This is a genomic window from Pseudomonas sp. NFACC41-3, from assembly GCF_900109505.1.
GTDB classification, from domain to species: Bacteria; Pseudomonadota; Gammaproteobacteria; order Pseudomonadales; family Pseudomonadaceae; genus Aquipseudomonas; species Aquipseudomonas chlororaphis.
Map to the genome: position 1 here is coordinate 118326 of NZ_FOAE01000002.1, position 21770 is coordinate 140095.

The window sequence follows — 21770 nt, forward strand, 5'->3', positions numbered from 1 at the left end:
GCTCAGGCGTCCTTCTGCTTGGTGCCGAAGATCTTGTCGCCGGCATCGCCCAGGCCCGGGATGATGTAGCCGTGCTCGTTGAGTTTCTGATCGATGGAAGCGGTGTAGATGGTCACGTCCGGGTGCGCTTTCTCGACGGCTTCGATGCCTTCGGGGGCGGCGACCAGCACCATGGCGCGGATGTCCTTGCAGCCAGCCTTTTTCAGCAGGTCGATGGTCGCGACCATGGAGCTGCCGGTGGCGAGCATCGGGTCGATGATCATGGCCAGGCGTTCGTCGATTTCCGGAACCAGTTTCTCCAGGTAGGTGTGCGCCTGCAGGGTTTCCTCGTTGCGGGCCACGCCCACGGCGCTGACCTTGGCGCCCGGGATCAGGCTGAGCACGCCTTCGAGCATGCCGATACCGGCGCGCAGGATCGGCACCACGGTAATCTTCTTGCCGGCGATCTTCTCGACCTGGACGGGGCCGCACCAGCCCGGAATCTCATAGGATTCGAGCGGCAAGTCTTTGGTGGCTTCGTACGTCAGCAGGGCACCGACTTCCTGAGCGAGCTCGCGGAAGTTCTTCGTGCTAATGTCGGCGCGGCGCATAAGGCCAAGTTTGTGTCGGATCAGCGGATGGCGGATCTCACGGATGGGCATAGGGAAAGGCTCCGGCGGCGGGCAAAAAAACCGGCCTAGATTAATCTATCCGAGGGTGTTGTCCTATAGACATCTAAGTACGTTAGTCCAGAAACGCTTGATCTGACCGGGCCGGATGCGTACCTTTGCTCGCTTTTCCGAAACTGCCACCCCCCTGGAGAGCGCCATGTCCGCTGATCTCGAGCATATCCGTCAAATCATGCGCGAGGCTGACTGCCTGTACACCGAAGCTGAGGTCGAGGCGGCCATCGCCCGAGTCGGTGCACAAATCAATGAACAACTGGCGGAGCGCAATCCGGTGGTTTTCTGCGTGATGAACGGTGGCCTGATCTTCTCCGGCAAGCTGCTGACCCACCTGAAATTCCCGCTGGAAGCTTCCTACCTGCACGCCACCCGCTATCGCAACGAAACCAGCGGCGGCGAGCTGTTCTGGAAGTCCAAGCCGGAAGTGTCCTTCATCGACCGTGATGTGCTGATCATCGACGACATCCTCGACGAGGGTCATACCCTGGGCGCGATCATCGACTTCTGCAAACACGCCGGTGCCCGCGCGGTGCACACCGCCGTGCTGATCGACAAGGACCACGACCGCAAGGCCCGTCCCGACCTGAAAGCCGACTACGTCGGCCTGCCCTGCGTGGACCGCTACATCTTCGGTTACGGCATGGACTACAAGGGTTACTGGCGCAACGCTGCCGGCATCTTTGCCGTCAAGGGCATGTAAGCCATGAGCGGGCCGAGCTATCTGGATCAGTCGCTGTTTGCCGAACTGGCCGAAAAAGCCTCGGCCAGCCCCCGTGGTCGCCATCACCACAATTTCCATCAGATGCAAGAGCCTTGTCACCGCATGGCGGTGGGGCTGCAGCCATCCACCTATATCCCGCCCCATCGCCACCTGAGTGACGACAAGGCCGAGACCCTGCTGGTACTCAAGGGACGCCTGGGCCTGCTGATTTTCGACGACGCCGGTCAGGTGCTGGAAAAACGTGTGCTGCAGGCGGGTGGCGATTGCATGGGCGTCGACCTGCCGGTCGGCGTCTACCACGGCCTGGTGGTGCTTGAGCCCGATAGCTTGATGTTCGAATGCAAGGCCGGGCCTTATCGTCCGGTCGGCGAAGGTGAACTGGCTGCTTGGGCGCCCCGCGAAAGCGAGCCGGGTGTGGCTGAATACCAGGCCTGGATGCGCGCCCAGTTCGACTGAGCGCCATCCTTGCGCTGGAGCTGTAGCCGCGCCTGCAAAAATCTGCGCTGACCCATGCTAGAGTGCCAGGCCTTGTGTCCGGAGCCTGTCATGAGCCTTTTGATTCGCAGTTGCGCGGCCTTTGTTCTGATCCTGAGCCTGCCCCTGGCCGCTGCCCCGGCGCCCATGCACGCGCAGTTCCTGCCCCCCGATGACCTGACTCTGCGTGACGTTGCTCCCGAGCAGCAACAGTTGTTGCAGGTCACCGAATACTCGGTGGTCATCGGCAGCCAGCGCCAATCCAACCAGCAACCGATCCCGGTCACTTCGCCGCTGCTGGTCCGGCTCAAGGGCAAGCCGCTGAACAAGGGCGCGACCATCAGCCAGGTGCTGGTGAATTTCGACGGCGAGAGCAAAAGCCTGAAAAAGCCCCAGTTCGATGCCAAGAGCAAGACCCTCACCCTGTTCTATCCACTGGCCCAGTATCGGGTGGTGATGGACCTGTTGCGCAACGACACGGTGTATTGCCAGTTCCTCAGCTACGCCAACGGCCACATCTGGGCCGATCTGCACACCGGCGCCGTACGCTCGCGTTGAGGCCCGACGCGGCCTGGGGGTAAACTGCCTGCCCCGTGAAATGTCTGCGAGCTGGAGTCGGCAATGCGTAAAGATAAGAAACAAGTGATTGGTGACGAGATCGGCGATGCGCAGATCAAACTGTTCCTCGATTTCGAGCCGGCCGACGCCACTTCGCCGTCCCTGCACAAGCTGATCAAGGCCTATCGTGGCCTGCGTATCGACGATTTCGAGCGTTTCCTGGTGTTCTTCGTCGAGGCCGGCTACGACCTGGACGGCAAGGACGAACATGGCAAGGACTTTGTGGCCCTGATCCAGGACCAGCGCAATGCCGCCGACTACATCGAACTGATCGAAAAAGCCCGCGGCTGAAAACTCACCGCCCCGGTTGTGGCTGTGGGTAAGCGGCCATAAAAAAACGCCCCGTTCTCCAAGAGAGCGGGGCGTTTTTCATGAGCGCGGCTTAAGCGTAGCTTTCGGCTTCGCTGCTCTGTTCGACCAGCTCCAGGCTGACGTTGTTCTCGCTGTTGATCTTGCGGTACAGCGCGGCGTCGGTTTCCAGGGCCTTTTCACGGGCCGGGAAGATTTCCTTGAGCTTGCTGGCCCACTCGCCGCTGGCCTTGGCCGGGAAGCAGCGCTCGATCAGTTCCAGCATGATCGAGACGGTCACCGAAGCGCCTGGCGAAGCGCCGAGCAGGGCGGCGAGGGAGCCGTCCTTGGCCGCGACCAGCTCGGTACCAAACTGCAGCACGCCGCCTTTCTTCGGATCCTTCTTGATGATCTGCACCCGCTGGCCGGCCACTTCCAGGCGCCAGTCTTCGGCCTTGGCCTCCGGATAGAAGCGACGCAGGGATTCCAGGCGCTGCTCCATGGATTGCATCACTTCGCTGACCAGGTACTTGGTCAGGTCCATGTTGTTCTTGGCCACGGCCAGCATCGGGCCGATGTTGCCGGCGCGAACCGACATCGGCAGGTCCATGAACGAGCCGTGCTTGAGGAACTTGGTGGTGAAGCCGGCGTATGGCCCGAACAGCAGGGACTTCTTGCCATCGACCACGCGGGTGTCCAGGTGCGGCACGGACATCGGTGGCGAACCGACCGCGGCCTGGCTGTAGACCTTGGCCTGGTGATGCTTGACCACTTCCGGGTTGTCGCAACGCAGCCACTGGCCGCTGATCGGGAAGCCGCCGAAGCCTTTGCTTTCCTCGATGCCCGAGGCCTGCAGCAGCGGCAGTGCCGCGCCACCAGCGCCGAGGAACACGAACTTGGCATCGACTTCACGGGTGTTGCCGCTGTTGACGTCCTTGATGCTGACGGTCCAGCCGTTGTCCTTGTTGCGTTTCAGGCCGGTCACGCGCTTGCAGTACTTGACCTGGGCATCGGGTGCGCTGGTCAGGTGCTTGAGCAACTGGTTGGTCAGGGCGCCGAAGTTGACGTCGGTGCCGTTGATCACACGGGTGGCGGCGAGGACTTCGTCTGCCGGGCGGCCCGGCATCATCAACGGCATCCACTCAGCCATCTTGGCCTTGTCTTCGGTGTATTCCATGTCCGCGAAAGCGTGGTGCTTGCTCAGCACTTCAAAGCGCTTCTTCAGGAAGGACACACCGCTGTCGCCCTGGACGAAGCTCAGGTGCGGCACCGGGCTGATAAAGGACTTGGACGAGCCAAAGGTGCCTTTCTTGGTCAGGTAGGACCAGAATTGCTTCGACACCTCGAACTGGGTGTTGATGTGCACGGCTTTCTTGATATCGATGGAACCGTCGGCGGCCTGTGGCGTGTAGTTCAGCTCACAGAGGCCGGCGTGGCCGGTACCGGCGTTGTTCCACGGGTTGGAGCTTTCCGCGGCACCCGAATCCATCAGCTCGACGACTTCCAGCTTGATCGCGGGGTCGAGCTCCTTGAGCAGTACAGCGAGGGTGGCACTCATGATGCCGGCCCCAACCAATACGACGTCTACTGCTTCGTTATGCGCCATTAACGCGTCTCCAAAATCTGCAGCACCAAATTGACGGCATAGCTGCCAGGAGTAAGGGGCGGTTCACGTTATGCCCCGGGTCACTCATGGCCAGGATCGCCATGTCCGAATCTTCGCAATTTTTCGCAACTTCGACGGACGCTACCAACCGGGCCTGATCCGCGTATGAACGCATTTCAGGGCAGGGCGGGCAATTCGACTTATGGTCAAGAGTCCGTTTGTGCAACCAAAATCCGTAGCGGACAGGCTTCAAGCGCAAGTATCTGAGGCGTGCTCGGTCCTGTGTAATCGGGCTGTTGTAGACGCTAATGGTGCCAGTACAGACGCAAAACTATTCATTTGCTCGCCACACTCTTGTGAAGTTGTGAAAACCCGTTTTTTCACGCTCTTTTGAAGACGTGAACCTCAAAAAAGGGCTGTCCAAGCCTGGCACCGGCCCGAGGGGTGAATGCCGACATGGAGCACGTGGCATTAACGGGCGAACAGCTTAGTGGCCGAGCAATGGCAGCTCTGCAGATGCGCGAAAAGCGGTGGGTTGCAAGATGAACAGCAAGCACGCCGGCTTCACTCGATCTGTGTGGGCGGCTCTCTGTGGGCAATGCGGGGGAGCTGAAGCTGATGCATCAGCGATGCTGCGAGGCCCGATCAGGAGACGTCCTTATAATCGGGGGGAGATTGTAACGAAGAAACGCGCAGAAATGATCCTGTTTAATGACTTTTATTAGGCTTTTGGTCAGGCGGCCATCATCGGTTGCACCCGGGTGCGGGCAATGCGTGGGCTGACGCGGGCGCTGGCGGGTAGCTGCTGGTGCAACCAGTTGAGACGGATTTCCTCGATTTCCACCCAGCCGTCGCCCATTGGCGGCACTTTGCAGTGCTTGAAAGCCTGGCAGCGGCCCTGCGGGTCGAGCATGACGAAGCTGCGGTATTTCTGGCGCGGAGCGAACAAGGACCAGAGGAAGTGCATGGCGATGTACCTGTTGGGCAGTTGCGATGAAGAATGCCGCCCGGGCGTTACATGGCCATGTAACGCTCGTGACGGGGAGGTTACAGCAAGCGCCTGGTACCGAACCTGTATGAGAGCTGACTGACTCGCGCCGGGCCGCTGGTTAGCGGCCGCTGACCCCCGCTATACTGCGCGTCTGTCTGTGCCTGATTTCTGGAGAAATGAGCATGTTGCAACGCCTGTTGTTCGGTTTGATCACTGTGACCAGTTTGACGCTGGCTGGTTGCGCCCATAGCCCGCAACAACTCAGCCCGGAACCGAAGCTCACCACTCAGCTTGCGCCGGTCGGCCATGGCCAGCCCGTGGTCGTGAAAGTGGTCGATGGCCGTCCGTCGCCAACCCTGGGTACCCGCGGCGGGCTGTACCCTGAAACCAGCGCGATTACCGTCCAGGGCGCGCAGATCCTGCCGAAGCTGCAGGCCCAGGCCGAAGCCGCGGTACGCCTGCTGGGCTTTACTCCGACTGCCAACGCGCTGAACGCTCCGCAACTGACCGTGACCCTGGCCGAGCTGAAGTATCAGTCGCCCAAGGAAGGCCTGTACGTGACCGAGGCCACCATCGGCGCGACCTTCCGTTCCGATGTGCAGAACGCCAACCGCCGCTACAGCGGTCGCTACGGTGCGTCCCTGGACCAGCGTTTCGGCATGGCGCCGAACCAGGAAACCAATACCAAGCTGGTCAGCGACGTACTCAGCGACGCCTTGACCCGTCTGTTCAAGGACCCGAGCATCGGCCAGATTCTCGGCGAATAATGTGAGCCCTGTAGCCGCTGCCGCAGGCTCGGGCCGCGTTCGGACGATAAGGCCCGAAGGGCCTTGCTTGACGCCTTGAGCTCCCTGCACAAAAAAGCCCGGCTTCCACAGAAGCCGGGCTTTTTATTGGCTGTCGATTTGTTTCGAGTCCGGCCTCACGCCGCCTCGACGTAAAAATCCAGCACGCTGACGCCTGTCAGCAGGTCGGTTTCCGGCAGGTCGGCATGCTGGTGCCCGCCGAGGGCGCAATACACCAGCCAGTGGCGGTCCTGGACGTTGAAGGCCAGGGCGCCGACCAAGGCTTCCTGTTCGTCGCTGGGGGCGATCAGGTAGAGGCGGTCCTGGTTTTCTGCGTGCAGCATGACAAGCTCCGTGTCGGTTTCGAGGGGCGCCAGACTGGCCTGTTTGTATGACGAACGTATGACAGAGCGAATTAACCGGCAGGCGGCTTGTTATCTGTCGGAAAGCCCAGGCAGAAAGTGGGCCTTTGGGTAAAATCCGCGCCGCGAGCCGCCAGGGCTCGTTATCCGGTTTCATTCGAGGTTCGTGATGTCGCTGCAACTGATCTGGTCGCTGTTCAGCGCCCACCCCGCCAAGCTGATCAATATTCTTGCCTTGCTGTTCGCCTTTCCCGGTAGCTGGTTGCTGCACGCCACCCGACGCCGTGAGCAGCGTGCGCTGGCCAATCTGGCCGCCCAGGGCCAATCCCGCTCCCAGGATCTGCCGGCGCAGGCGTTGGACGATGCGACCTTGCGCATGAACCGGTTCTTCTACCGCTTCGGTTTTGCCTGCCTGGGGCTGGCGTTGCTGGTGTCCTGGATCAGCACCCGATTCTGAAAGCCGAAGCCGCTCTCGCGAGCAAGCTGGCGATCGGCAGCGTTTCCCGGCACACATTGCACAAACGACAACGGCGCCTTACTGGCGCCGTTGTCGTGTGCGGTCAGCGTTATGGCAATGCCAGTCCCGCCTTGACCCGATACTGATTGCGCACCGGTGTCGCATATTGCAGCACCAGGTACGGGCGATGTTCCTCCGGGCAGGCGTCCAGGCGCCGTTGCCACTCTTCCTGGGCCTTGGCCAGTTCGTCCGCCGGGAACACCTGGGCCGCGCTCGGCACCTGCAGCGCCGGGTCGGCATCGCTCCACTGGGCGTAGGCCAGGTAATGCACCGGGAACAGGCGATAACCGCCGAGAATCTGCCGGTCCATCTCCACCGCCAATTGCTTGGTGTCCTCGAACAACTCGCTGATCGGCGCGGCGAAGTTCACGTGGACCCGGCCTTTATAGCCGGTGATGCCCTTGGCGATGCTGATGTCGTCCTCACCCGGGGCCTTGGTGTAGCTGCCGGTGGTGGCGCGGATATACAGCTCGCGGGCCTTGGCCTGATCGCAAGGGTCGTATTCGTAGCTGATCGACACCGGGGTCAGGTTCAGCGACTGGATGACCTCGCCGAACGGCTCATCCTTGCGGCTCATGTGGAACATCTTGAGGATCGCCGACTCGGTACGGTCGTCGCCGTCCTTGGCCCGGCCTTCGGCCTGGGCGATCCAGATCGACGCGCAATCGTTGCGGATCGAGTGGTTGATGTAGGCCGACAGCAGCTGGTAGGCGGCCATCTTTTCCCGGCGTCCGGTGATCGAACGGTGCACGATGAAGCTCTTGTTCAGGCGCATCAGGTCGCTGACGAAAGGCTTCTGCAGCAGGTTGTCGCCGATGGCGATGCGCGGGGTCGGCAATCCGGCGTGGTACACCGCGTAATTGACGAAGGCCGGGTCCATCACGATGTCGCGGTGGTTGGCGATGAACAGGTAGGCGCTGCCGGACTTGAACTGCTCGACACCGGTGTAGGTCACGCCGTCGGTGGCCCGTTCGATGGTGTGGTCGACGTAGAACTCGACCTTGTCCTGCAGGGTCGCCACCGACGTGACCGCGGCGAACTCACGGCGCAGCCGATGAGCTATAAGGGGTTTGAGCAGCCAGCCGAAAGCGCCGGCAAAGCGCGGGAAGCGGAAGTGGGTGAGGATATCTAGAAACGCCTTGTCGCCGAGCAGTCGAGCCAGCACCGCTGGTACTTCACTGTCGTCGTAAGGTCGGATGGCATCGAATTCGCCCATCATGCTCTCTTGTTGGAAACGGCTAGGTAAGAAAAGGTTTGGATCGAAAAATAGCCGGGCGCGGTCTGAAAAGTAAGCTCAGATCTCAATAGCCCTGCAAATAGACCGGCGATTATACGCACAAGTCACTCCGGAGGCCGCGATGCTGGAAACCGAGCGCTATCAATGTCCCTACTGTGGTGAAGAGGCCGAGGCTGTACTGGACCTGTCCGGGGGCGATCAGCAATACATCGAGGATTGTCCGGTCTGTTGTCGGCCCATTGTGTTCACCCTGCAGACCGACGGTCAGGAATGGATGCTCGACGTGCGCAGCGAAAACGAGTGACGGGGGGCTTTATGCAGCGAATCTACGAACCGGAAAACCTGCTGGAGGCGGAGTTGCTCCAGGGCATGCTGGCCAGCGAGGGGGTCGAGGCGCATCTGGTGGGGCGGGATTTGCTTGGCGGTACCGGGGAGTTGCCCATGTTCGGCCTCCTTGGGCTGGCGGTGGATAACGACCAGGCGCAATACGCTCGGGAGCTGATCGCCGCGTACAATGCCGCGCTGCCGATGCCCGGCGACGAGCCGGCCAATCATGCCGGCGTGCTGATCTGTTAGGCTGGCCGCCGATTTTCCGAGAGTTGTTTGCCCCATGTGTGGACGTTATGCCCTGTTTCGCTGGAACCAAGCGTTTGCCGCCTTGCCCGGATTTCCGGCGGACCAGCAGGCGCAGTGGAACATTTCGCCCAACGATTCGGTGCTGATCCTGCGCAGCAGCGACGGCCAGCGCAACCTTGCTCGCGCCCGCTGGGGCCTGACGCCGCCCTGGCTGACCGATCTGTCGCGCACCCCGGCCCATGCCCGCGCCGAAACCCTGGCCGAACAGCCGATGTTCCGCGAAGCCTTTCGCCAGCGCCGCTGCCTGCTGCCGGCCAACGGTTTTTACGAATGGCGCGGCGGCACCCGCAAACGCCCGTACTGGCTGACGCCGGGGGAGGGTTCGTCGCTGTTCTTCGCGGCGATCTGGGAAGCCTATCCGGTGCAGGAACAGGTCTGGCTGAGCACCGCGGTGGTCACCCAGCCGGCGGCCAGCCAGCGTCGGCCATTGATCCTCGATGCCCAGGGCCAGGAAGCCTGGCTCGACCCCGATACACCGTTGCCGGTGCTGCAAGCCTTGCTGGCCAGCCCACCGGCGGCCTTGCGCGAGCGGGTGCTGGCCAACCTGGTGAACGATCCGAAGCTCAACGCCCCGGAATGCCTGACCCCGGGTTGACGCCGTCCCTGAATCGCGTGACCTGATTCGGCGAGCGCTTCGCACGGAGTGCCGCCCAACTCGATCGCTGCCGCAGGCTGCGCAAGGTCCACAGGACCTTTTTTACACCTTGAACTGATTGATCAGGCGCCGCTGCTGCTCGGCCAGCTTGGTCAGGCCGGCGCTGGCCGCGCTGGACTCGTCGGCGCCGCCGGCCACTTCGTTGGCCACCTGGCCGATATTGATCACGTTGCGGTTGATGTCCTCGGCGACGGCGCTCTGCTCTTCGGCGGCGCTGGCGATCTGGGTGTTCATGTCATTGATCACCGACACCGCCTGAGTGATGGTTTCCAGGGCTTCGGCCGCTTTCGCCGCGTGCTGCACGCTTTCGTCGGTGCGGTTCTGGCTGTCCTCCATGACCCGCACCACATCGCGGGTGCCTTGCTGCAGTTGCTGGATCATCGACTGGATTTCTTCGGTCGCCTGCTGGGTCTTCTGCGCCAGGTTGCGCACTTCATCGGCCACTACAGCAAAGCCGCGGCCCTGTTCGCCGGCGCGGGCGGCTTCGATGGCGGCGTTGAGGGCCAGCAGGTTGGTCTGCTCGGCGATACCGCGAATGGCGATCAGGATTGCGTTGATGTTCTCGCTGTCCTTGGCCAGGGTCTGCACGACGCCCACCGCCCGGCCGATTTCAACGGCCAGGGCGCCGATGGCAGTCGAGGTGTCGCGCACGATCCGCATGCCCTGGCTGGCGGCCTGGTCGGCATGGTTGGCGGCTTGCGCGGCCTGGGTCGCGTTGCGGGCCACGTCCTGGGCGGTGGCGGTCATTTCATGCACGGCGGTGGCCACCTGGTCGATCTCGGCCATCTGCTTGTGCACGCCCTGGTTGGTGCGAATGGCAATATCGGCGGTGTGTTCGGAGGAGTCGCTGACGCTCTGCACCGAGGTCACCACCTGGCTGATCATTGCCTGCAGCTTGGCCAGGAAGGTATTGAAGCCCTTGGCGATCGAGCCCAGTTCGTCGGCGCGGTCGCTGCTCAGGCGGCGGGTCAGGTCGCCTTCGCCCTGGGCGATATCGTCGAGCATGGCCACCATTTGCTTGAGCGGACGGGCGATGCCGTGGCCCACCAGCCAGATCACCAGCAGGCCGAGGCCGGCGATGACCAGGCCGACCATGGCCATGCCGAAGGTGTCGGCCTTGCGTTGTTCGGCCAGGTCGTTCTGCAGTTTCTGCAGGTCGGCCATGACAGCGTCCAGCGGCAGTTGCAGCATCAGGGTCCAGCGGGCGTCGGTCTGGCCAATGCCGAACGGCAGGTACAGCTCGATCCGTCCGTTGGCTTGATCGACGTTGTAGTTCACTTCGCCGCGCTTGAGGTTGCCCAGCTTGGCGACTTCCTCGCTGTCGAGAATGTCGCTGACTTTTTCGCCGAACTTGCTCGGGTCCTTGGTGTAGGCCACCAGCCGGCCATTGCCACCGATCAGGGCCATTTCGCCCACGCCGTTATAGAGTTGCCGGTTGGCGCCCAGGAGCATGTCCTGGATGAAGTTCACCGACAGGTCGGCACCGACTATGCCCTGGAAGGCCCCATCGAGCAGGATGGGTTCAATAAAGGAGGCGAGCATGACGATCTTGTCGCCGACCTTGTACGGCGCCGGGTCGATCACGCAGGATTTCTTGCTTTCCTTGGAGCACAGGTAGTACTCGCTGGCGCGTACGCCGGTGGACAGGACTTTCTGGTCGTCCACGTCCACCAGTTTGTCCAGGCCCAGGCTGCCGTCTTCGTTGCGGAACCACCACGGCAGGAAGCGTCCGTTGCTGGCATCGATACCCACCACCTTGGTGTCGACATAGGCGCTGTCGTTATGGTCGATGGCGTTCTTTTCCCAGCCTATATAGGCACCGAGAATCTTCGGGTTCTGCGCGACGTTTTCCTTGATCAGGTTGATCAGCTGCTCGCGGCTGAGATTGAGCTGTGGGTTGCCGTCCGCGCCCTTGCTGCCGATCAGTGCGTTGACCCGCACCAGCCCGCCGGCGATCAGCAGGGGCGCCTCGAGTTCACGCTGGATCTGGCTGACCTGGGTCTGCGCCAGGCCGACCAGTCGCTGCTCGATGACTTGCTCGAACTGAGCCTGGGTTTGCTGCTGCACCATCTCCTGGGTCCGGGCGCCGGCGAACAGGGCGTACAGCACCAGGGCAACGACCACGCTGAGGACGATGGCGCCGGCCAGGGCGGCCACGGAAAACTGGATCGACTTGAATTTCATAAGGGCTCCGGACGCAGGAATGACGTCTGCCCCGTTGTATCGGCAAGGCCCTCGCCGACCATGAGCGAGGATCGGAAAAATGACTGTTTTGTAGGCTGGCATGTCGCAAATGGACAGCTGCCGGCCGTTGTCGGGCGCGGCGGGGAGGGCTCTGTGAATTTTTTCCTACGCTGCTCCGTATCTGAAAACAGCGTGCTACACGTCCGTTGTATCTGGCGTCGATACACAACTGAGCCTAGGATACGCGCCATGTTTTCAGGGAGCGTTTTCATGAGTAAGAAGCAGGTTTTGGGTGCACTCACCGCTGCGTTGCTGCTGTCGGGTTGCCAGTCGGTCAACACCACCAGCGGTGGCGCTGTCGGCGTCGATCGCAAGCAGTACATGTTCAGCATGCTGTCGACCGATGAGGTCAACCAGTCCTACGCGCAGTCCTATCAACAGACGATCGGCGAGGCGAGCAGCAAGAACGTGCTGGACAAGTCCAGTGCCAATGCCAGGCGCCTCCAGGCGATCGCTAATCGGCTGATTGCCCAGGCCCCGGTGTTCCGCCCGGATTCCGCGCAGTGGAATTGGGAAGTCAACCTGATCAAGAACGATGAGCTCAACGCCAACTGCGGCCCTGGCGGCAAGATCATTTTCTACACTGGGATCATCGACAAGTTGCAGCTGACCGACGATGAAATTGCCGCGGTCATGGGCCATGAAATCGCTCACGCCTTGCGCGAGCACGGTCGTGAAGCGATGTCCAAGGCCTACGGTGTCAGCGCGCTGAAGCAGATCGCCCTGATCGCCGGCGCGCCTCAGGAAGCGGTCGCCGTGGGCGACAACGGGGTCAACCTGTTGATGACCCTGCCCAACAGTCGCGGCAATGAAAACGAAGCCGACCTGATCGGCCTGGAACTGGCGGCCCGCGCCGGCTACAACCCGAACGCGGCCATCACCCTGTGGAACAAGATGAGCAAGGCTTCGGAAGGCGCGCCACCTGAGTTCCTCAGTACTCACCCGGCGTCCGGCAGTCGTATTTCCTCTTTGGAAGCGGCGATTCCGAAGGTGATGCCGTTGTACCAGCAGGCCAAGAGGCCCTGATCGCCTGGCGTCGTTGTTGACGACAGGGTCGTGAACAAGCCGGCCCCTGCAAAAGAAAGCCCCGACTGGTTCGGGGCTTTTTTGTGCTCGCAGGTTTGCCTGGAGGCGTGCCTGCTGAGGGTGCGCTTACAACCAGCCGCTGCTCTGCATGGCCTTGTACACCGCGACAATGGCCAGGATGAAGAACGCCGAAGCCGCGAGGCGACGGATCAGGGTCAGGGGCAGTTTCTCCGCCGCGAAGTTGCCGGCCAGTACCACCGGGACGTTGGCGATCAGCATGCCGGCGGTGGTGCCGATGATGACCAGCCACAGTTCCGGGTATTGCGCCGCGAGCATGACGGTGGCGATCTGGGTCTTGTCGCCGATTTCAGCGAGGAAGAACGCGATCAGCGTGGTCAGGAAGGGGCCGAACTTGCGGGCAGTGCTGGCTTCGTCGTCGTCCATCTTGTCCGGCACCAGGGTCCAGAGCGCGGTTGCGGTAAAGCTCGCGGCGAGGATCCAGTGCAAGGTCGCGTCCGAGAAGAAGCTGCCGAACCAGGCGCCTACCGCACCGGCTGCCGCATGGTTGGCCAGGGTCGCGGCGACGATGCCGGCGATGATCGGCCAGGGTTTGCGAAAGCGCGCGGCGAGAATGAGGGCAAGCAGTTGCGTCTTGTCGCCGATTTCGGCCAAGGCAACGATCGCGGTGGGAACCAGTAGAGAATCCAGCATCAGGGCATTCCTAAGGGGCGGGTCGACACGGCTATGACACGTACAGCCTTCCCGCCCCGGGTAAGGTGTGCGTGTCATAGGTCTTGTCAAACCCTGCGGTCCGTCTGTGCGGACTCTTGGGTCGCATGCGCCATGATCTGAGGATCAAGTATGTTGACGCATGCCGGGCGAGCGTGGCGCTCGCGGGAGACTACTCCCCTAGGACGGAGCGGATTCTGCCTAGGCAAAATCCATTCGGCAAGCGTTCTTTTGCAAAAAGGTTTTCAGCCGCGCTTGGCACTGTAGATGCGAAAACCCTGGCCTTCGGCCTTGATCGAACAAGGGCCGAGATGCTCTTCGATCAGCGGTTGATAACGCAGGAAGCTGTTGGCCACCAGCCGAAGTTCGCCCCCTGTTTTCAGATGTTTGGCTGCTTTTCGCAGCAGGTTCTCTGTTGCCTGGTAGTCCGTGTGGACCCCGACATGGAACGGCGGATTGGTTAGGATGGTGTTCAAGCCCATGGGCGCGGCATCGATGCCGTCCCCGGTCAGGACCTCGGCTTCCAGGCCATTGGCGGCCAGGGTCAGGCGACTGCTGGCAGCGGCGAAGGCATCGACATCCAGCAGGGTCACATTGTTATGCGGGTAGCGACGTTTGATCGCCGCGCCCAGAACCCCGGCGCCGCAACCGAAATCCAGCAGGTGGCCGCTGGGCAGTTTGTCCAGGTGTTCCAGCAACAGGGCGCTGCCGCGATCCAGGCGACCATGGCTGAACACCCCCGGCAGGCTGACCACTTTCAGCGGCCCTTCGGCCAACGGCAGTTCATATTCCTGGGCCAGGTTTTCCAGGCTGACGGCTTGTGGCGCGTTGTCTACTGTCACTTGCCACAGCTGGCAGTGCCGCGCGCTGTCGAGCTTGCGCGGTTTGCCGAAGGGGTTGAGCTGCTTGGCCGCGCGTTCGATGCCGCTGCGTTTTTCCCCGACCAGATACAGCTCGCGCCCGGCCAGGCGCGAGGCGAGGGCGTTGAGCAGGTAGTCGGTCAGTTCCTTGGACTTGGGCAGGAACAGTACGGCGTTGGCAAAGGCTTGCTCGGGGGCCGTCACGCCGAAGTGGCTGCGCCCGGCGAAACGCGCATCCAGGGCGGCCTGATCGCCGGCGTGCCAGCACCAGCCATGGGCGCCCGGCAGGCGGCCGAGCAGGTCATCGGCGGGCAGGCCGGCCAGCAGCAGCGAGCCTTGAAACAAGTCAGCCTGACGAAGCAGTACTTCACTGCGCGGATCCATAATCTGCTCCTGGGAAAAAAGTGGCGCAGTTTATCAACTGACGACCCGCAGCGCTGTACCGCTGAAAAACGCCTGGGCGTTTTCCGCCAGCTGGCCGACGATGCGCTGCCGGGCTTCGCGGCTGCCCCAGGCGTTGTGTGGGGTCACGATCAGCCGCGGGATGTCATGGGCCAGCAGCGGGTTGCCAGCGGTCGGTGGCTCGACGCTCAACACGTCGGTGGCCGCACCACCCAGGTGACCGCGGCGCAGGGCGTCGGCCAGGGCCTGCTCGTCGATCAGGCCGCCACGGGCGGTGTTGACCACAAAGGCCTGGGGCTTGAGCAGGGCCAGCTCCCGGGCGCCGATAAAGTGCCGGGTATGTTCGTTGAGCGGGCAGTGCAAGGTCAGTGCATCGACTTGTGGTAGCAATTCATCCAGCGGCAGGCGGTCGGCGCGGGCCGGGCGGCCGGGAATCTGCCCCAGCAGCACGCGCATGCCGAAGGCTTCGGCCAGGCGGGCGACGGCGCCACCCAGTTCGCCATGGCCCAGCAGGCCCAGGGTCTTGCCTTGCAGTTCGACGATCGGGAAGTCCAGCAGGCAGAACTGCCGGGCCTGCTGCCAGCGACCGTCGCTGACCGCCTGGCGGTAATCGCCGAGGCGGGTGGCGAGGTTAAGCAGCAGCATGAGGGTGTGCTGGGCCACCGATGGTGTGCCGTAGCCCTGGCAGTTGGCGACGGTGATGCCCTGGGCGCGGGCGGCGGCCAGATCGACATTGTTGGTGCCGGTGGCCGCCACCAGGATCAGTTTCAGTTGGGGGCAGGCGGCCAGGGTTTCGGCATTGAGCAACACTTTGTTGCTGATCGCCACCTGGGCTCCCCGCAGGCGCTCGACCACCTGTTCGGGGCGGGTCCGGTCATGCAGTTGCAGTTCGTCGAAGCTGTGGCGCAGCGCGCTGAGGTCGAGGTCGCCGAGGTCCAGGGAGCTGTGGTCGAGGAAGACGGCGCGGCGATTGTTAGTCATCAACTGTACCTTTTGCACGAGGGTCTGAAGGCGTAATCTGCCGAGCCTAACAGATGAAATAATTAGAAACACAGGAGTGTCCATGTACCTCGCCGAGTTCTTGACCGTCGCCCTTATTCACCTGCTCGCAGTGGCCAGCCCGGGCCCGGATTTCGCCGTCGTGGTGCGCGAAAGCGTGACCCACGGGCGCCGCGCCGGCACCTGGACCGCCTTGGGCGTCGGCACCGCGATCTTCCTGCACGTGGGGTATTCGCTGCTGGGTATCGGCCTGATCGTGTCGCAGTCGATCGTGCTGTTCAACGCGCTGAAATGGGCCGCCGCCGCTTACCTGCTGTACATCGGCTACAAGGCCCTGCGGGCGCAGCCGGCCAAGCCCGCTACCGAGAACCTGCACCTGGAAGCTGGCGAGCGCACCGCGCGCGGCGCCTTCACTTCCGGCTTCGTGACCAACGGCCTGAACCCGAAAGCGACGCTGTTTTTCCTGTCGCTGTTCACCGTGGTCATCAATCCGCATACGCCCCTGGCCATTCAGGCCGGTTATGGCGTGTACCTGGCGGTGGCGACGGCTACCTGGTTTTGCCTGGTGGCGCTGCTGTTCAGCCAGCAGAAAGTCCGCGCCGGTTTTGCCCGCATGGGCCACTGGTTCGACCGCACCATGGGCGCGGTGCTGATCGCCATCGGGGTGAAGCTGGCCTTTACCGAGATGCATTGAGGCGGTCTTTCTCGTTCAGGTTGATCGGATATTTCTGATCCTTAATTGGGATTAATCGTACAATCGTCCGCTTTTATGCCACTCCGGCCGGTCGAGCCCGTTGACCGGCCGGAGAGCGCGCGAGACCGGACGCTTGATGACGATACAAAAAGTACCGCAGCAGTTGCTCTATCTGGTTTATGGCGGCAAAGAGGTTTATCGCCATGAAGCGAAATTCAGCATTCTGACGGCCCTCGACCAGAGCAAGAGTGCCGAACCGCTGGTGATTCGGGTCATGACCGACCGCCCCGAGGATTACCGCGGCTGGCCGGTGCAAGTGGTGCCGTTGAGTGAGCAAACGCTGGTCGAGTGGCAGGGTGACCAGGGCTACTACCACCGGCGCAAGGCCTGTGCCTTTGCCGCAGGCCTCGCGCTGGCGGACAAGACCCTGTTTGTCGATACCGACACCTTGTTCGAGGCCGACCCGCAGCGGCTGTTCGATCGCATCGCCCCCGGCCAGTACCTGATCGATGAAGACGAGTTTCTCTGGTCCGAGGTCCGTACCCGCCCCGAGTTCGTCAAACTCGACCGCTACCTGCAGGCCAGCGGTCAGTCGGTAGCCGACGACCAGCGTCTGTTCAACAGCGGGGTTTGTGGCCTGACGGCCGGCGATGGTCCGCTGATGCAAGCCTCGATTGCCTTGATTGACGAATGGAGCGCCCACATCAAGGACCTGCACACCCTGGAACAGATCGCCTTGTCATTTGCCTTGCGCGGTCAATCCGTGGGCGAGAGCAAGAGTTGCATCTATCACTACTTCTCCGACAAGGACTTCTTCCACGCCATGCAAGCGCTGTTCTTCCAGCGCCATGGCGAAGCCTTCCGGCCGGAGTTGCTGCGCCTGCAGCGCGAGGTCCCACGGCGTAAACCCTTGCCGTCGCTGTTTCAGCGCTCGCGGATCAAGTTTTACTTGAGGCGGCAGAACAAGGACATGCAAAAAGTCGGACGCGACCTGCTGTATGGCAGCTGCGGTCCGATCTCGCCCTATGTCGAGGCTTGCCGCCATGTCTGGTGGGATCAGGGGCTGCGCCAGATCCAGCGCCGGGACATGAGCCAGCAGGCGCCGATTCGCGCGCTGGCGCGTGGCGAATGGCCGGCCGGGTTGCCCAGGCCGCGTAACCGCGATGTGGAAAAACGTCTGCGCAGCTACCTGCAACAGCATTTGCAACCGCACGGGCCTGCACACGGGGCTAAGTGATGGGGCCTAGCGCCTTGAACTGATTCAGGGCGCCGAGGTATTCCCGCGGAGGGTGGCCGAGCAAGCGGCAGAACATCGCGCTGAAGGCTCGGGCGCTGCCATAACCCAAGGCCGTCGCCACTTGCTGCAGGCTCTCGCCGGCGATCAAGCGTGGCAGGGCCTCCATCAGGCGCAGTTGCTGGCGCCAGGCATTGAAGCTCATGTGCAATTCCTGCTGAAACAGCCGCGCCAGCGTTCGTGAACTGGCGCCGACCTGCTGCGCCCAGTCTTCCAGGGTATTGGCATGATCCGGCATCTGCAGCAGCGCCTGGCAAATGGCTTGCAGGCGCCGGTCGCGGGGCATGGGAATATGCAGCGGCAGGTTCTCCAGGCGGGCGACTTCTTCCAGCATCAGTTGCTGGATCAGTGGGTTTTCCGCGTGTTCGCGACCCTGCACGGCCCGCAGGATCAGTTCGCGCAGCAGCGGCGTGACCGCCAGCACGCAACATTGCTGCAACGAGGGCGGTGACAGCTCGGGGGCGATGAACAGCGAACGCATGTGCACATCGCCGGCCATGAAGATTTCATGTTCCACCAGGGGCGGAATCCACACCGCTCGGGTCGGTGGCAAGACCCATGCGCCCTGGGCCGTTACCACGCGCATGGTCCCGCGCACTGCGTACAGCAGTTGCGCCTCGCGATGCCGGTGCAACTCCTGGTGGGCGCCGTCGAGATAATCGCGTGGATAGGCGCTGACCGGGCCGTGCTGAAAGTGGCTGATTAACATGTCCGATCCGATGACTTTATTGTCAGGAGTGCGTTTTATAGCCAACCTAGCATAACGGCATACCTACAACGAAGCAGTGTGCCGTCATGAATCAATCTCGAAACGTAATCCGCTACATCAACGCCGCCCATGTGATCGATCACATGTTCATGCTGATCTTCCCCGCCGCTGTGCTCGGGATGACCCGGGCCTTCGACCTGGACTATGCCGCGCTGATCGGTCTTTCCCTGGGTGGCTTCATTGCCTTCGGTGCCTGTTCGCTACCGGCCGGCTGGCTGGGCGACCACTGGAGCCGGCGGCAGATGATGCTGCTGTTCTTCTTCGGTATCGGCGCCTCGGCGATTTTCACCGGCCTGAGCAGCAGCCCGACGATGCTGGTGGTCGGCCTGACGCTGATGGGGGTGTTTGCCGCGATCTACCACCCGGTGGGCACGGCGATGCTGGTGGCCTATGCGCAGAACCGCGGGCGGGAGATCGGCATCAACGGCATGTGGGGCAATCTCGGCGTGGCCTTTTCGGCATTGATCACCGGGCTGCTGGTGGCGCATTTCGGCTGGCGTTCGGCGTTCATCCTGCCGGGCGTGGTGGCGATTGCCCTGGGCCTGGGGTTTGCCTGGCAGGTGCGTGAAGAAGCCATCCCGGCAAGGCCTCATGTGCGGCTCAAGGGCGCGGATGGCCAGCGTATTTCCATGGCCATGGTGTTTGGCGTCCTGGCCCTGGCAACCGCGACCGGTGGGGTGGTGTTTAACGCCACCACCATGACCTACCCGAAGCTGTTCCAGGAGCGCCTGCAGGACCTGTTCGCTTCGCCGCAGACCCTGGGCCTGGTGGTCAGTCTGGCGTATGCCTTCGGCGCTGTGGCACAACTGAGCATTGGCCGGGTGCTGCATCGCTTCAGTCTGAAATGGCCCTTTATCTTCTTGACCCTGTGCCAGGCGCCGCTGCTGTTCGGCCTGGCCGAGGTCGAGGGCTGGTCGGTCATCGTCCTGGGAGCGGCCTTTATGTTCGTGGTGTTCGGGCAGGTCACGGTGAACGATGCGATGGTCGCCAATTTCGTTGCTCCGCAGTGGCAGTCCCGGGTGTTTGCCTTGCGCTATTGCCTGTCGTTTGGCGCGAGCGCCACGGCTATTCCGTTGATTGCCTTTGTCGAACCGCGCCAGGGGCTGGCCGGGCTGTATCTGATCCTGAGCGGTTTCGCTGCGCTGACCTTCGCCGCCGCGTTGATCTTCCCGCGTACCCCGGCGGAAGCCGCGGCGGGGCAGGCCGCTTGAGGGGGCACAGGAGTGTCTTCGCGTGAATCCACGGTCGCGCGAATGCTGGCTTGGAGCTAGCATTCGTACGGCTCTGCAAATCATTCCTTTGGCTGATTTGGCAGAGCCAGCGGCGCTCTAGAGTGAGCGTTCTTCAGCCACGACCGTGCAGTCACGAAAAGGGATGCTTATGTTGCAGACTCGCGTTATTCCGCCAGCCGAAGGCGCCTACCAATACCCGCTATTGATCAAGCGGCTGCTGATGTCCGGCACCCGTTACGAGAAGACCCGTGAAATCGTCTACCGGGACAAACTGCGTTACAGCTACCCAACCCTGATCGAGCGCGTGGCCAGGCTGGCGAACGTGTTGACGGCTGCCGGGGTCAAGGCCGGGGATACCGTGGCGGTGATGGACTGGGACAGCCATCGCTATCTGGAGTGCATGTTCGCCATCCCGATGATCGGCGCGGTGATCCATACCATCAACGTGCGCCTGTCGCCGGAACAGATCCTGTACACCATGAATCACGCCGAGGACCGCTTCGTGCTGGTCAACAGCGAGTTTGTCGGGCTCTACCAGGCGATCGCCGGGCAACTGAGCACGGTGGAGAAAACCCTGCTGCTGACCGACGGCCCGGACCAGAGCGCCGACCTGCCCAACCTGGTGGGCGAATACGAGCAGCTTCTGGCGGCTGCCAGCACCCAGTACGCCTTCGAGGATTTCGACGAAAACTCGGTGGCCACCACCTTCTACACCACAGGCACCACCGGCAATCCGAAGGGCGTGTACTTCACCCACCGCCAGCTGGTACTGCACACCATGGGCGTGGCGGTGATTATGGGCAGCATCGACAGCGTGCGCCTGCTGGGCACCAGCGATGTGTACATGCCCATTACCCCGATGTTCCATGTGCATGCCTGGGGCCTGCCTTATGTGGCGACCATGCTCGGCCTCAAGCAGGTCTACCCCGGCCGTTACGACCCGGAACTGCTGGTGGAGCTGTGGCGCAAGGAAAAGGTCACCTTCTCCCATTGCGTGCCGACCATCCTGCAGATGCTGCTCAATGCCAAGGCGGCCCAGGGCACGGATTTCGGCGGCTGGAAGATCGTCATTGGCGGCAGTGCGCTCAACCGTGCGCTGTACGAGGCCTCCAAGGCCAAGGGTATTCAGCTGACGGCGGCCTATGGCATGTCGGAAACCGGGCCGCTGGTGTCCTGTGCCCACCTCAACGAAGAACTGCTGGCGGGTACCGAGGATGAGCGCACTACCTACCGGATCAAGGCCGGCGTACCCGGACCTCTGGTGGAGGCGGCGATTGTCGATGGCGACGGCAACTTCCTGCCGGCCGATGGTGAGACCCAGGGTGAGCTGGTGCTGCGTGCGCCCTGGTTGACCGAAGGCTATTTCAACGAGCCGCAGAAGGGCGCGGAGCTGTGGGAAGGCGGCTGGCTGCACACCGGCGACGTGGCGACTCTCGACGGCATGGGCGTGATCGATATTCGCGACCGGATCAAGGATGTGATCAAGACCGGAGGCGAGTGGGTATCGTCCCTGGCCCTGGAAGACCTGATCAGCCGCCACCCGGCGGTACGCGAAGTAGCAGTGGTGGGGATCCCCGATCCGCAATGGGGCGAGCGCCCGTTTGCTTTGCTGGTGGTCCGTGAAGGGCATGCGATCGAGGCCAAGGAGCTCAAGGAGCATCTCAAGCCGTTTGTCGAACAGGGGCACTTGAGCAAGTGGGCGATTCCCAGCCAGATCGCCCTTGTTACTGAAATTCCCAAGACCAGTGTCGGCAAGCTCGACAAGAAGCGCATCCGCCTCGACATCACCGAATGGCAGGCCAACAACAGCACCTTTCTTTCGACGCTATAAACACCCTCTACCGTGCCCGAAAGGGCACGGTAGAGCCCACCAAGCAAGCGCTTGCCTTGTCAAATCCGAATTTTCAGCCATCCTTGCCGTGCCGGCATTTGCCGGACTGGCGAAAGGACCGTTCCAGAGTGGTTG

General features: G+C 62.3%; 24 protein-coding genes and 1 riboswitch. Of the genes, 14 read left to right on the forward strand and 10 right to left on the reverse strand.

Going from position 1 to position 21770, the window contains the following annotated elements; genetic code table 11:
• Positions 1-2: 2 nt before the first annotated feature.
• Positions 3-641 carry a uracil phosphoribosyltransferase gene (gene upp / locus BMY68_RS09860; RefSeq protein WP_007928379.1) on the reverse strand — a complete coding sequence of 213 codons (639 nt, stop codon included), beginning with the start codon at positions 639-641 and terminating at the stop codon, positions 3-5.
• Between the two features lie 166 nt (positions 642-807).
• Between upp and BMY68_RS09865 the strand changes: the two genes are divergently transcribed.
• The 4 genes from BMY68_RS09865 (at position 808) to BMY68_RS09880 (ending at position 2769) form a co-directional block, all read left to right on the forward strand.
• Entirely contained in the window at positions 808-1365 is a 558-nt protein-coding gene (locus BMY68_RS09865) for a hypoxanthine-guanine phosphoribosyltransferase (protein WP_007928381.1), read from the forward strand.
• Positions 1366-1368: 3 nt separating this feature from the next.
• Positions 1369-1842 (forward strand): WbuC family cupin fold metalloprotein, encoded by a 474-nt coding sequence (locus BMY68_RS09870; protein WP_085532368.1) that lies wholly within the window; start codon positions 1369-1371, stop codon positions 1840-1842.
• Positions 1843-1932: 90 nt separating this feature from the next.
• On the forward strand, positions 1933-2418 hold the full coding sequence (locus BMY68_RS09875; RefSeq protein WP_009045551.1) for a hypothetical protein: 486 nt from the start codon (positions 1933-1935) through the stop codon (positions 2416-2418).
• 63 nt (positions 2419-2481) lie between these two features.
• Positions 2482-2769, forward strand: a complete 288-nt coding sequence (locus tag BMY68_RS09880; protein WP_007928384.1) for a PA4642 family protein — start codon at positions 2482-2484, stop codon at positions 2767-2769.
• Positions 2770-2860: 91 nt separating this feature from the next.
• On the opposite strand, the gene mqo is transcribed toward BMY68_RS09880, so the two are convergent.
• Both mqo and BMY68_RS09890 read right to left on the reverse strand, forming a co-directional pair.
• Complete coding sequence (gene mqo, locus BMY68_RS09885; protein WP_085532366.1) at positions 2861-4372, reverse strand: malate dehydrogenase (quinone); 1512 nt, start codon at positions 4370-4372, stop codon at positions 2861-2863.
• 733 nt (positions 4373-5105) lie between these two features.
• Complete coding sequence (locus BMY68_RS09890) at positions 5106-5339, reverse strand: hypothetical protein (protein ID WP_085532364.1); 234 nt, start codon at positions 5337-5339, stop codon at positions 5106-5108.
• Positions 5340-5545: 206 nt separating this feature from the next.
• Between BMY68_RS09890 and BMY68_RS09895 the strand changes: the two genes are divergently transcribed.
• Positions 5546-6130 (forward strand): YajG family lipoprotein, encoded by a 585-nt coding sequence (locus BMY68_RS09895; RefSeq protein ID WP_009045547.1) that lies wholly within the window; start codon positions 5546-5548, stop codon positions 6128-6130.
• A 155-nt stretch (positions 6131-6285) separates the two neighbouring features.
• Here BMY68_RS09895 and BMY68_RS09900 read toward each other — a convergent pair whose 3' ends face one another.
• Complete coding sequence (locus tag BMY68_RS09900; RefSeq protein ID WP_007928392.1) at positions 6286-6492, reverse strand: hypothetical protein; 207 nt, start codon at positions 6490-6492, stop codon at positions 6286-6288.
• A 187-nt stretch (positions 6493-6679) separates the two neighbouring features.
• Here BMY68_RS09900 and BMY68_RS09905 point away from each other — a divergent pair, with 187 nt between their 5' ends.
• Positions 6680-6967, forward strand: coding sequence for a hypothetical protein (locus tag BMY68_RS09905; protein WP_009045546.1), 288 nt, complete (start codon positions 6680-6682; stop codon positions 6965-6967).
• Between the two features lie 109 nt (positions 6968-7076).
• Here the strand turns inward: BMY68_RS09905 and BMY68_RS09910 are convergent, their stop codons facing one another.
• Entirely contained in the window at positions 7077-8246 is a 1170-nt protein-coding gene (locus BMY68_RS09910) for a 1-acyl-sn-glycerol-3-phosphate acyltransferase (protein WP_036997981.1), read from the reverse strand.
• 139 nt (positions 8247-8385) lie between these two features.
• On the opposite strand from BMY68_RS09910, the gene BMY68_RS09915 reads away from it, so the two are divergent.
• The 3 genes from BMY68_RS09915 to BMY68_RS09925 are packed head-to-tail and all read left to right on the forward strand — an operon-like array spanning position 8386 to position 9495.
• Positions 8386-8568, forward strand: a complete 183-nt coding sequence (locus BMY68_RS09915; RefSeq protein ID WP_007928395.1) for a CPXCG motif-containing cysteine-rich protein — start codon at positions 8386-8388, stop codon at positions 8566-8568.
• Between the two features lie 11 nt (positions 8569-8579).
• Positions 8580-8840: a putative signal transducing protein gene (locus tag BMY68_RS09920; protein ID WP_007928396.1), complete on the forward strand. Its 261-nt coding sequence runs from the start codon at positions 8580-8582 to the stop codon at positions 8838-8840.
• Positions 8841-8874: 34 nt separating this feature from the next.
• The gene (locus BMY68_RS09925) at positions 8875-9495 is read left to right on the forward strand and encodes an SOS response-associated peptidase (RefSeq protein WP_009045543.1); all 621 of its coding nucleotides are present in this window, start codon (positions 8875-8877) and stop codon (positions 9493-9495) included.
• A 102-nt stretch (positions 9496-9597) separates the two neighbouring features.
• Here BMY68_RS09925 and BMY68_RS09930 read toward each other — a convergent pair whose 3' ends face one another.
• The gene (locus BMY68_RS09930; RefSeq protein ID WP_085532362.1) at positions 9598-11739 is read right to left on the reverse strand and encodes a methyl-accepting chemotaxis protein; all 2142 of its coding nucleotides are present in this window, start codon (positions 11737-11739) and stop codon (positions 9598-9600) included.
• 270 nt (positions 11740-12009) lie between these two features.
• Here BMY68_RS09930 and BMY68_RS09935 point away from each other — a divergent pair, with 270 nt between their 5' ends.
• A complete protein-coding gene (locus tag BMY68_RS09935) occupies positions 12010-12825 on the forward strand; it encodes a M48 family metallopeptidase (protein WP_007928401.1) in 816 nt (271 codons plus the stop codon).
• A 126-nt stretch (positions 12826-12951) separates the two neighbouring features.
• Here BMY68_RS09935 and BMY68_RS09940 read toward each other — a convergent pair whose 3' ends face one another.
• The 3 genes from BMY68_RS09940 to BMY68_RS09950 form a co-directional block, all read right to left on the reverse strand.
• Positions 12952-13536 (reverse strand): TMEM165/GDT1 family protein, encoded by a 585-nt coding sequence (locus BMY68_RS09940; protein WP_009045541.1) that lies wholly within the window; start codon positions 13534-13536, stop codon positions 12952-12954.
• Positions 13537-13625: 89 nt separating this feature from the next.
• Positions 13626-13747, reverse strand: a riboswitch (yybP-ykoY riboswitch).
• A 52-nt stretch (positions 13748-13799) separates the two neighbouring features.
• Entirely contained in the window at positions 13800-14798 is a 999-nt protein-coding gene (locus tag BMY68_RS09945; protein WP_085532360.1) for a class I SAM-dependent methyltransferase, read from the reverse strand.
• A gap of 33 nt (positions 14799-14831) precedes the next feature.
• Positions 14832-15797: a 2-hydroxyacid dehydrogenase gene (locus tag BMY68_RS09950; RefSeq protein WP_085532358.1), complete on the reverse strand. Its 966-nt coding sequence runs from the start codon at positions 15795-15797 to the stop codon at positions 14832-14834.
• An 82-nt stretch (positions 15798-15879) separates the two neighbouring features.
• Between BMY68_RS09950 and BMY68_RS09955 the strand changes: the two genes are divergently transcribed.
• Together BMY68_RS09955 and BMY68_RS09960 are read left to right on the forward strand one after the other, a co-directional pair.
• A complete protein-coding gene (locus tag BMY68_RS09955; protein WP_007928409.1) occupies positions 15880-16509 on the forward strand; it encodes a LysE family translocator in 630 nt (209 codons plus the stop codon).
• A 136-nt stretch (positions 16510-16645) separates the two neighbouring features.
• Positions 16646-17746: a hypothetical protein gene (locus tag BMY68_RS09960; RefSeq protein WP_085532356.1), complete on the forward strand. Its 1101-nt coding sequence runs from the start codon at positions 16646-16648 to the stop codon at positions 17744-17746.
• Here BMY68_RS09960 and BMY68_RS09965 read toward each other — a convergent pair.
• Positions 17739-18512 (reverse strand): AraC family transcriptional regulator, encoded by a 774-nt coding sequence (locus BMY68_RS09965; RefSeq protein ID WP_009045537.1) that lies wholly within the window; start codon positions 18510-18512, stop codon positions 17739-17741. The two genes, BMY68_RS09960 and BMY68_RS09965, sit on opposite strands and share 8 nt — an antisense overlap.
• Positions 18513-18598: 86 nt before the next feature.
• On the opposite strand from BMY68_RS09965, the gene BMY68_RS09970 reads away from it, so the two are divergent.
• Together BMY68_RS09970 and BMY68_RS09975 are read left to right on the forward strand one after the other, a co-directional pair.
• Positions 18599-19783, forward strand: coding sequence for an MFS transporter (locus tag BMY68_RS09970; protein ID WP_009045536.1), 1185 nt, complete (start codon positions 18599-18601; stop codon positions 19781-19783).
• 169 nt (positions 19784-19952) lie between these two features.
• Positions 19953-21635: a fatty acid--CoA ligase gene (locus BMY68_RS09975; protein ID WP_009045535.1), complete on the forward strand. Its 1683-nt coding sequence runs from the start codon at positions 19953-19955 to the stop codon at positions 21633-21635.
• The last annotated feature ends 135 nt before the right edge of the window (positions 21636-21770 follow it).

Bases quoted from the DNA above. Each gene is read 5' to 3' on its own strand.
- BMY68_RS09935 (WP_007928401.1), top strand. From the start codon at position 12,010: ATGAGTAAGAAGCAGGTTTTGGGTGCACTCACCGCTGCGTTGCTGCTG.
- BMY68_RS09910 (WP_036997981.1), bottom strand. From the start codon at position 8,246: ATGATGGGCGAATTCGATGCCATCCGACCTTACGACGACAGTGAAGTA.
- BMY68_RS09870 (WP_085532368.1), top strand. From the start codon at position 1,369: ATGAGCGGGCCGAGCTATCTGGATCAGTCGCTGTTTGCCGAACTGGCC.
- BMY68_RS09930 (WP_085532362.1), bottom strand. From the start codon at position 11,739: ATGAAATTCAAGTCGATCCAGTTTTCCGTGGCCGCCCTGGCCGGCGCC.
- mqo (WP_085532366.1), bottom strand. From the start codon at position 4,372: ATGGCGCATAACGAAGCAGTAGACGTCGTATTGGTTGGGGCCGGCATC.
- BMY68_RS09970 (WP_009045536.1), top strand. From the start codon at position 18,599: ATGAATCAATCTCGAAACGTAATCCGCTACATCAACGCCGCCCATGTG.
- BMY68_RS09965 (WP_009045537.1), bottom strand. From the start codon at position 18,512: ATGTTAATCAGCCACTTTCAGCACGGCCCGGTCAGCGCCTATCCACGC.
- BMY68_RS09900 (WP_007928392.1), bottom strand. From the start codon at position 6,492: ATGCTGCACGCAGAAAACCAGGACCGCCTCTACCTGATCGCCCCCAGC.
- BMY68_RS09865 (WP_007928381.1), top strand. From the start codon at position 808: ATGTCCGCTGATCTCGAGCATATCCGTCAAATCATGCGCGAGGCTGAC.
- BMY68_RS09940 (WP_009045541.1), bottom strand. From the start codon at position 13,536: ATGCTGGATTCTCTACTGGTTCCCACCGCGATCGTTGCCTTGGCCGAA.
- BMY68_RS09945 (WP_085532360.1), bottom strand. From the start codon at position 14,798: ATGGATCCGCGCAGTGAAGTACTGCTTCGTCAGGCTGACTTGTTTCAA.
- BMY68_RS09875 (WP_009045551.1), top strand. From the start codon at position 1,933: ATGAGCCTTTTGATTCGCAGTTGCGCGGCCTTTGTTCTGATCCTGAGC.
- BMY68_RS09890 (WP_085532364.1), bottom strand. From the start codon at position 5,339: ATGCACTTCCTCTGGTCCTTGTTCGCTCCGCGCCAGAAATACCGCAGC.
- BMY68_RS09960 (WP_085532356.1), top strand. From the start codon at position 16,646: ATGACGATACAAAAAGTACCGCAGCAGTTGCTCTATCTGGTTTATGGC.
- BMY68_RS09905 (WP_009045546.1), top strand. From the start codon at position 6,680: ATGTCGCTGCAACTGATCTGGTCGCTGTTCAGCGCCCACCCCGCCAAG.
- BMY68_RS09950 (WP_085532358.1), bottom strand. From the start codon at position 15,797: ATGACTAACAATCGCCGCGCCGTCTTCCTCGACCACAGCTCCCTGGAC.
- BMY68_RS09925 (WP_009045543.1), top strand. From the start codon at position 8,875: ATGTGTGGACGTTATGCCCTGTTTCGCTGGAACCAAGCGTTTGCCGCC.
- BMY68_RS09920 (WP_007928396.1), top strand. From the start codon at position 8,580: ATGCAGCGAATCTACGAACCGGAAAACCTGCTGGAGGCGGAGTTGCTC.
- BMY68_RS09895 (WP_009045547.1), top strand. From the start codon at position 5,546: ATGTTGCAACGCCTGTTGTTCGGTTTGATCACTGTGACCAGTTTGACG.
- BMY68_RS09880 (WP_007928384.1), top strand. From the start codon at position 2,482: ATGCGTAAAGATAAGAAACAAGTGATTGGTGACGAGATCGGCGATGCG.
- BMY68_RS09915 (WP_007928395.1), top strand. From the start codon at position 8,386: ATGCTGGAAACCGAGCGCTATCAATGTCCCTACTGTGGTGAAGAGGCC.
- BMY68_RS09955 (WP_007928409.1), top strand. From the start codon at position 15,880: ATGTACCTCGCCGAGTTCTTGACCGTCGCCCTTATTCACCTGCTCGCA.
- upp (WP_007928379.1), bottom strand. From the start codon at position 641: ATGCCCATCCGTGAGATCCGCCATCCGCTGATCCGACACAAACTTGGC.
- BMY68_RS09975 (WP_009045535.1), top strand. From the start codon at position 19,953: ATGTTGCAGACTCGCGTTATTCCGCCAGCCGAAGGCGCCTACCAATAC.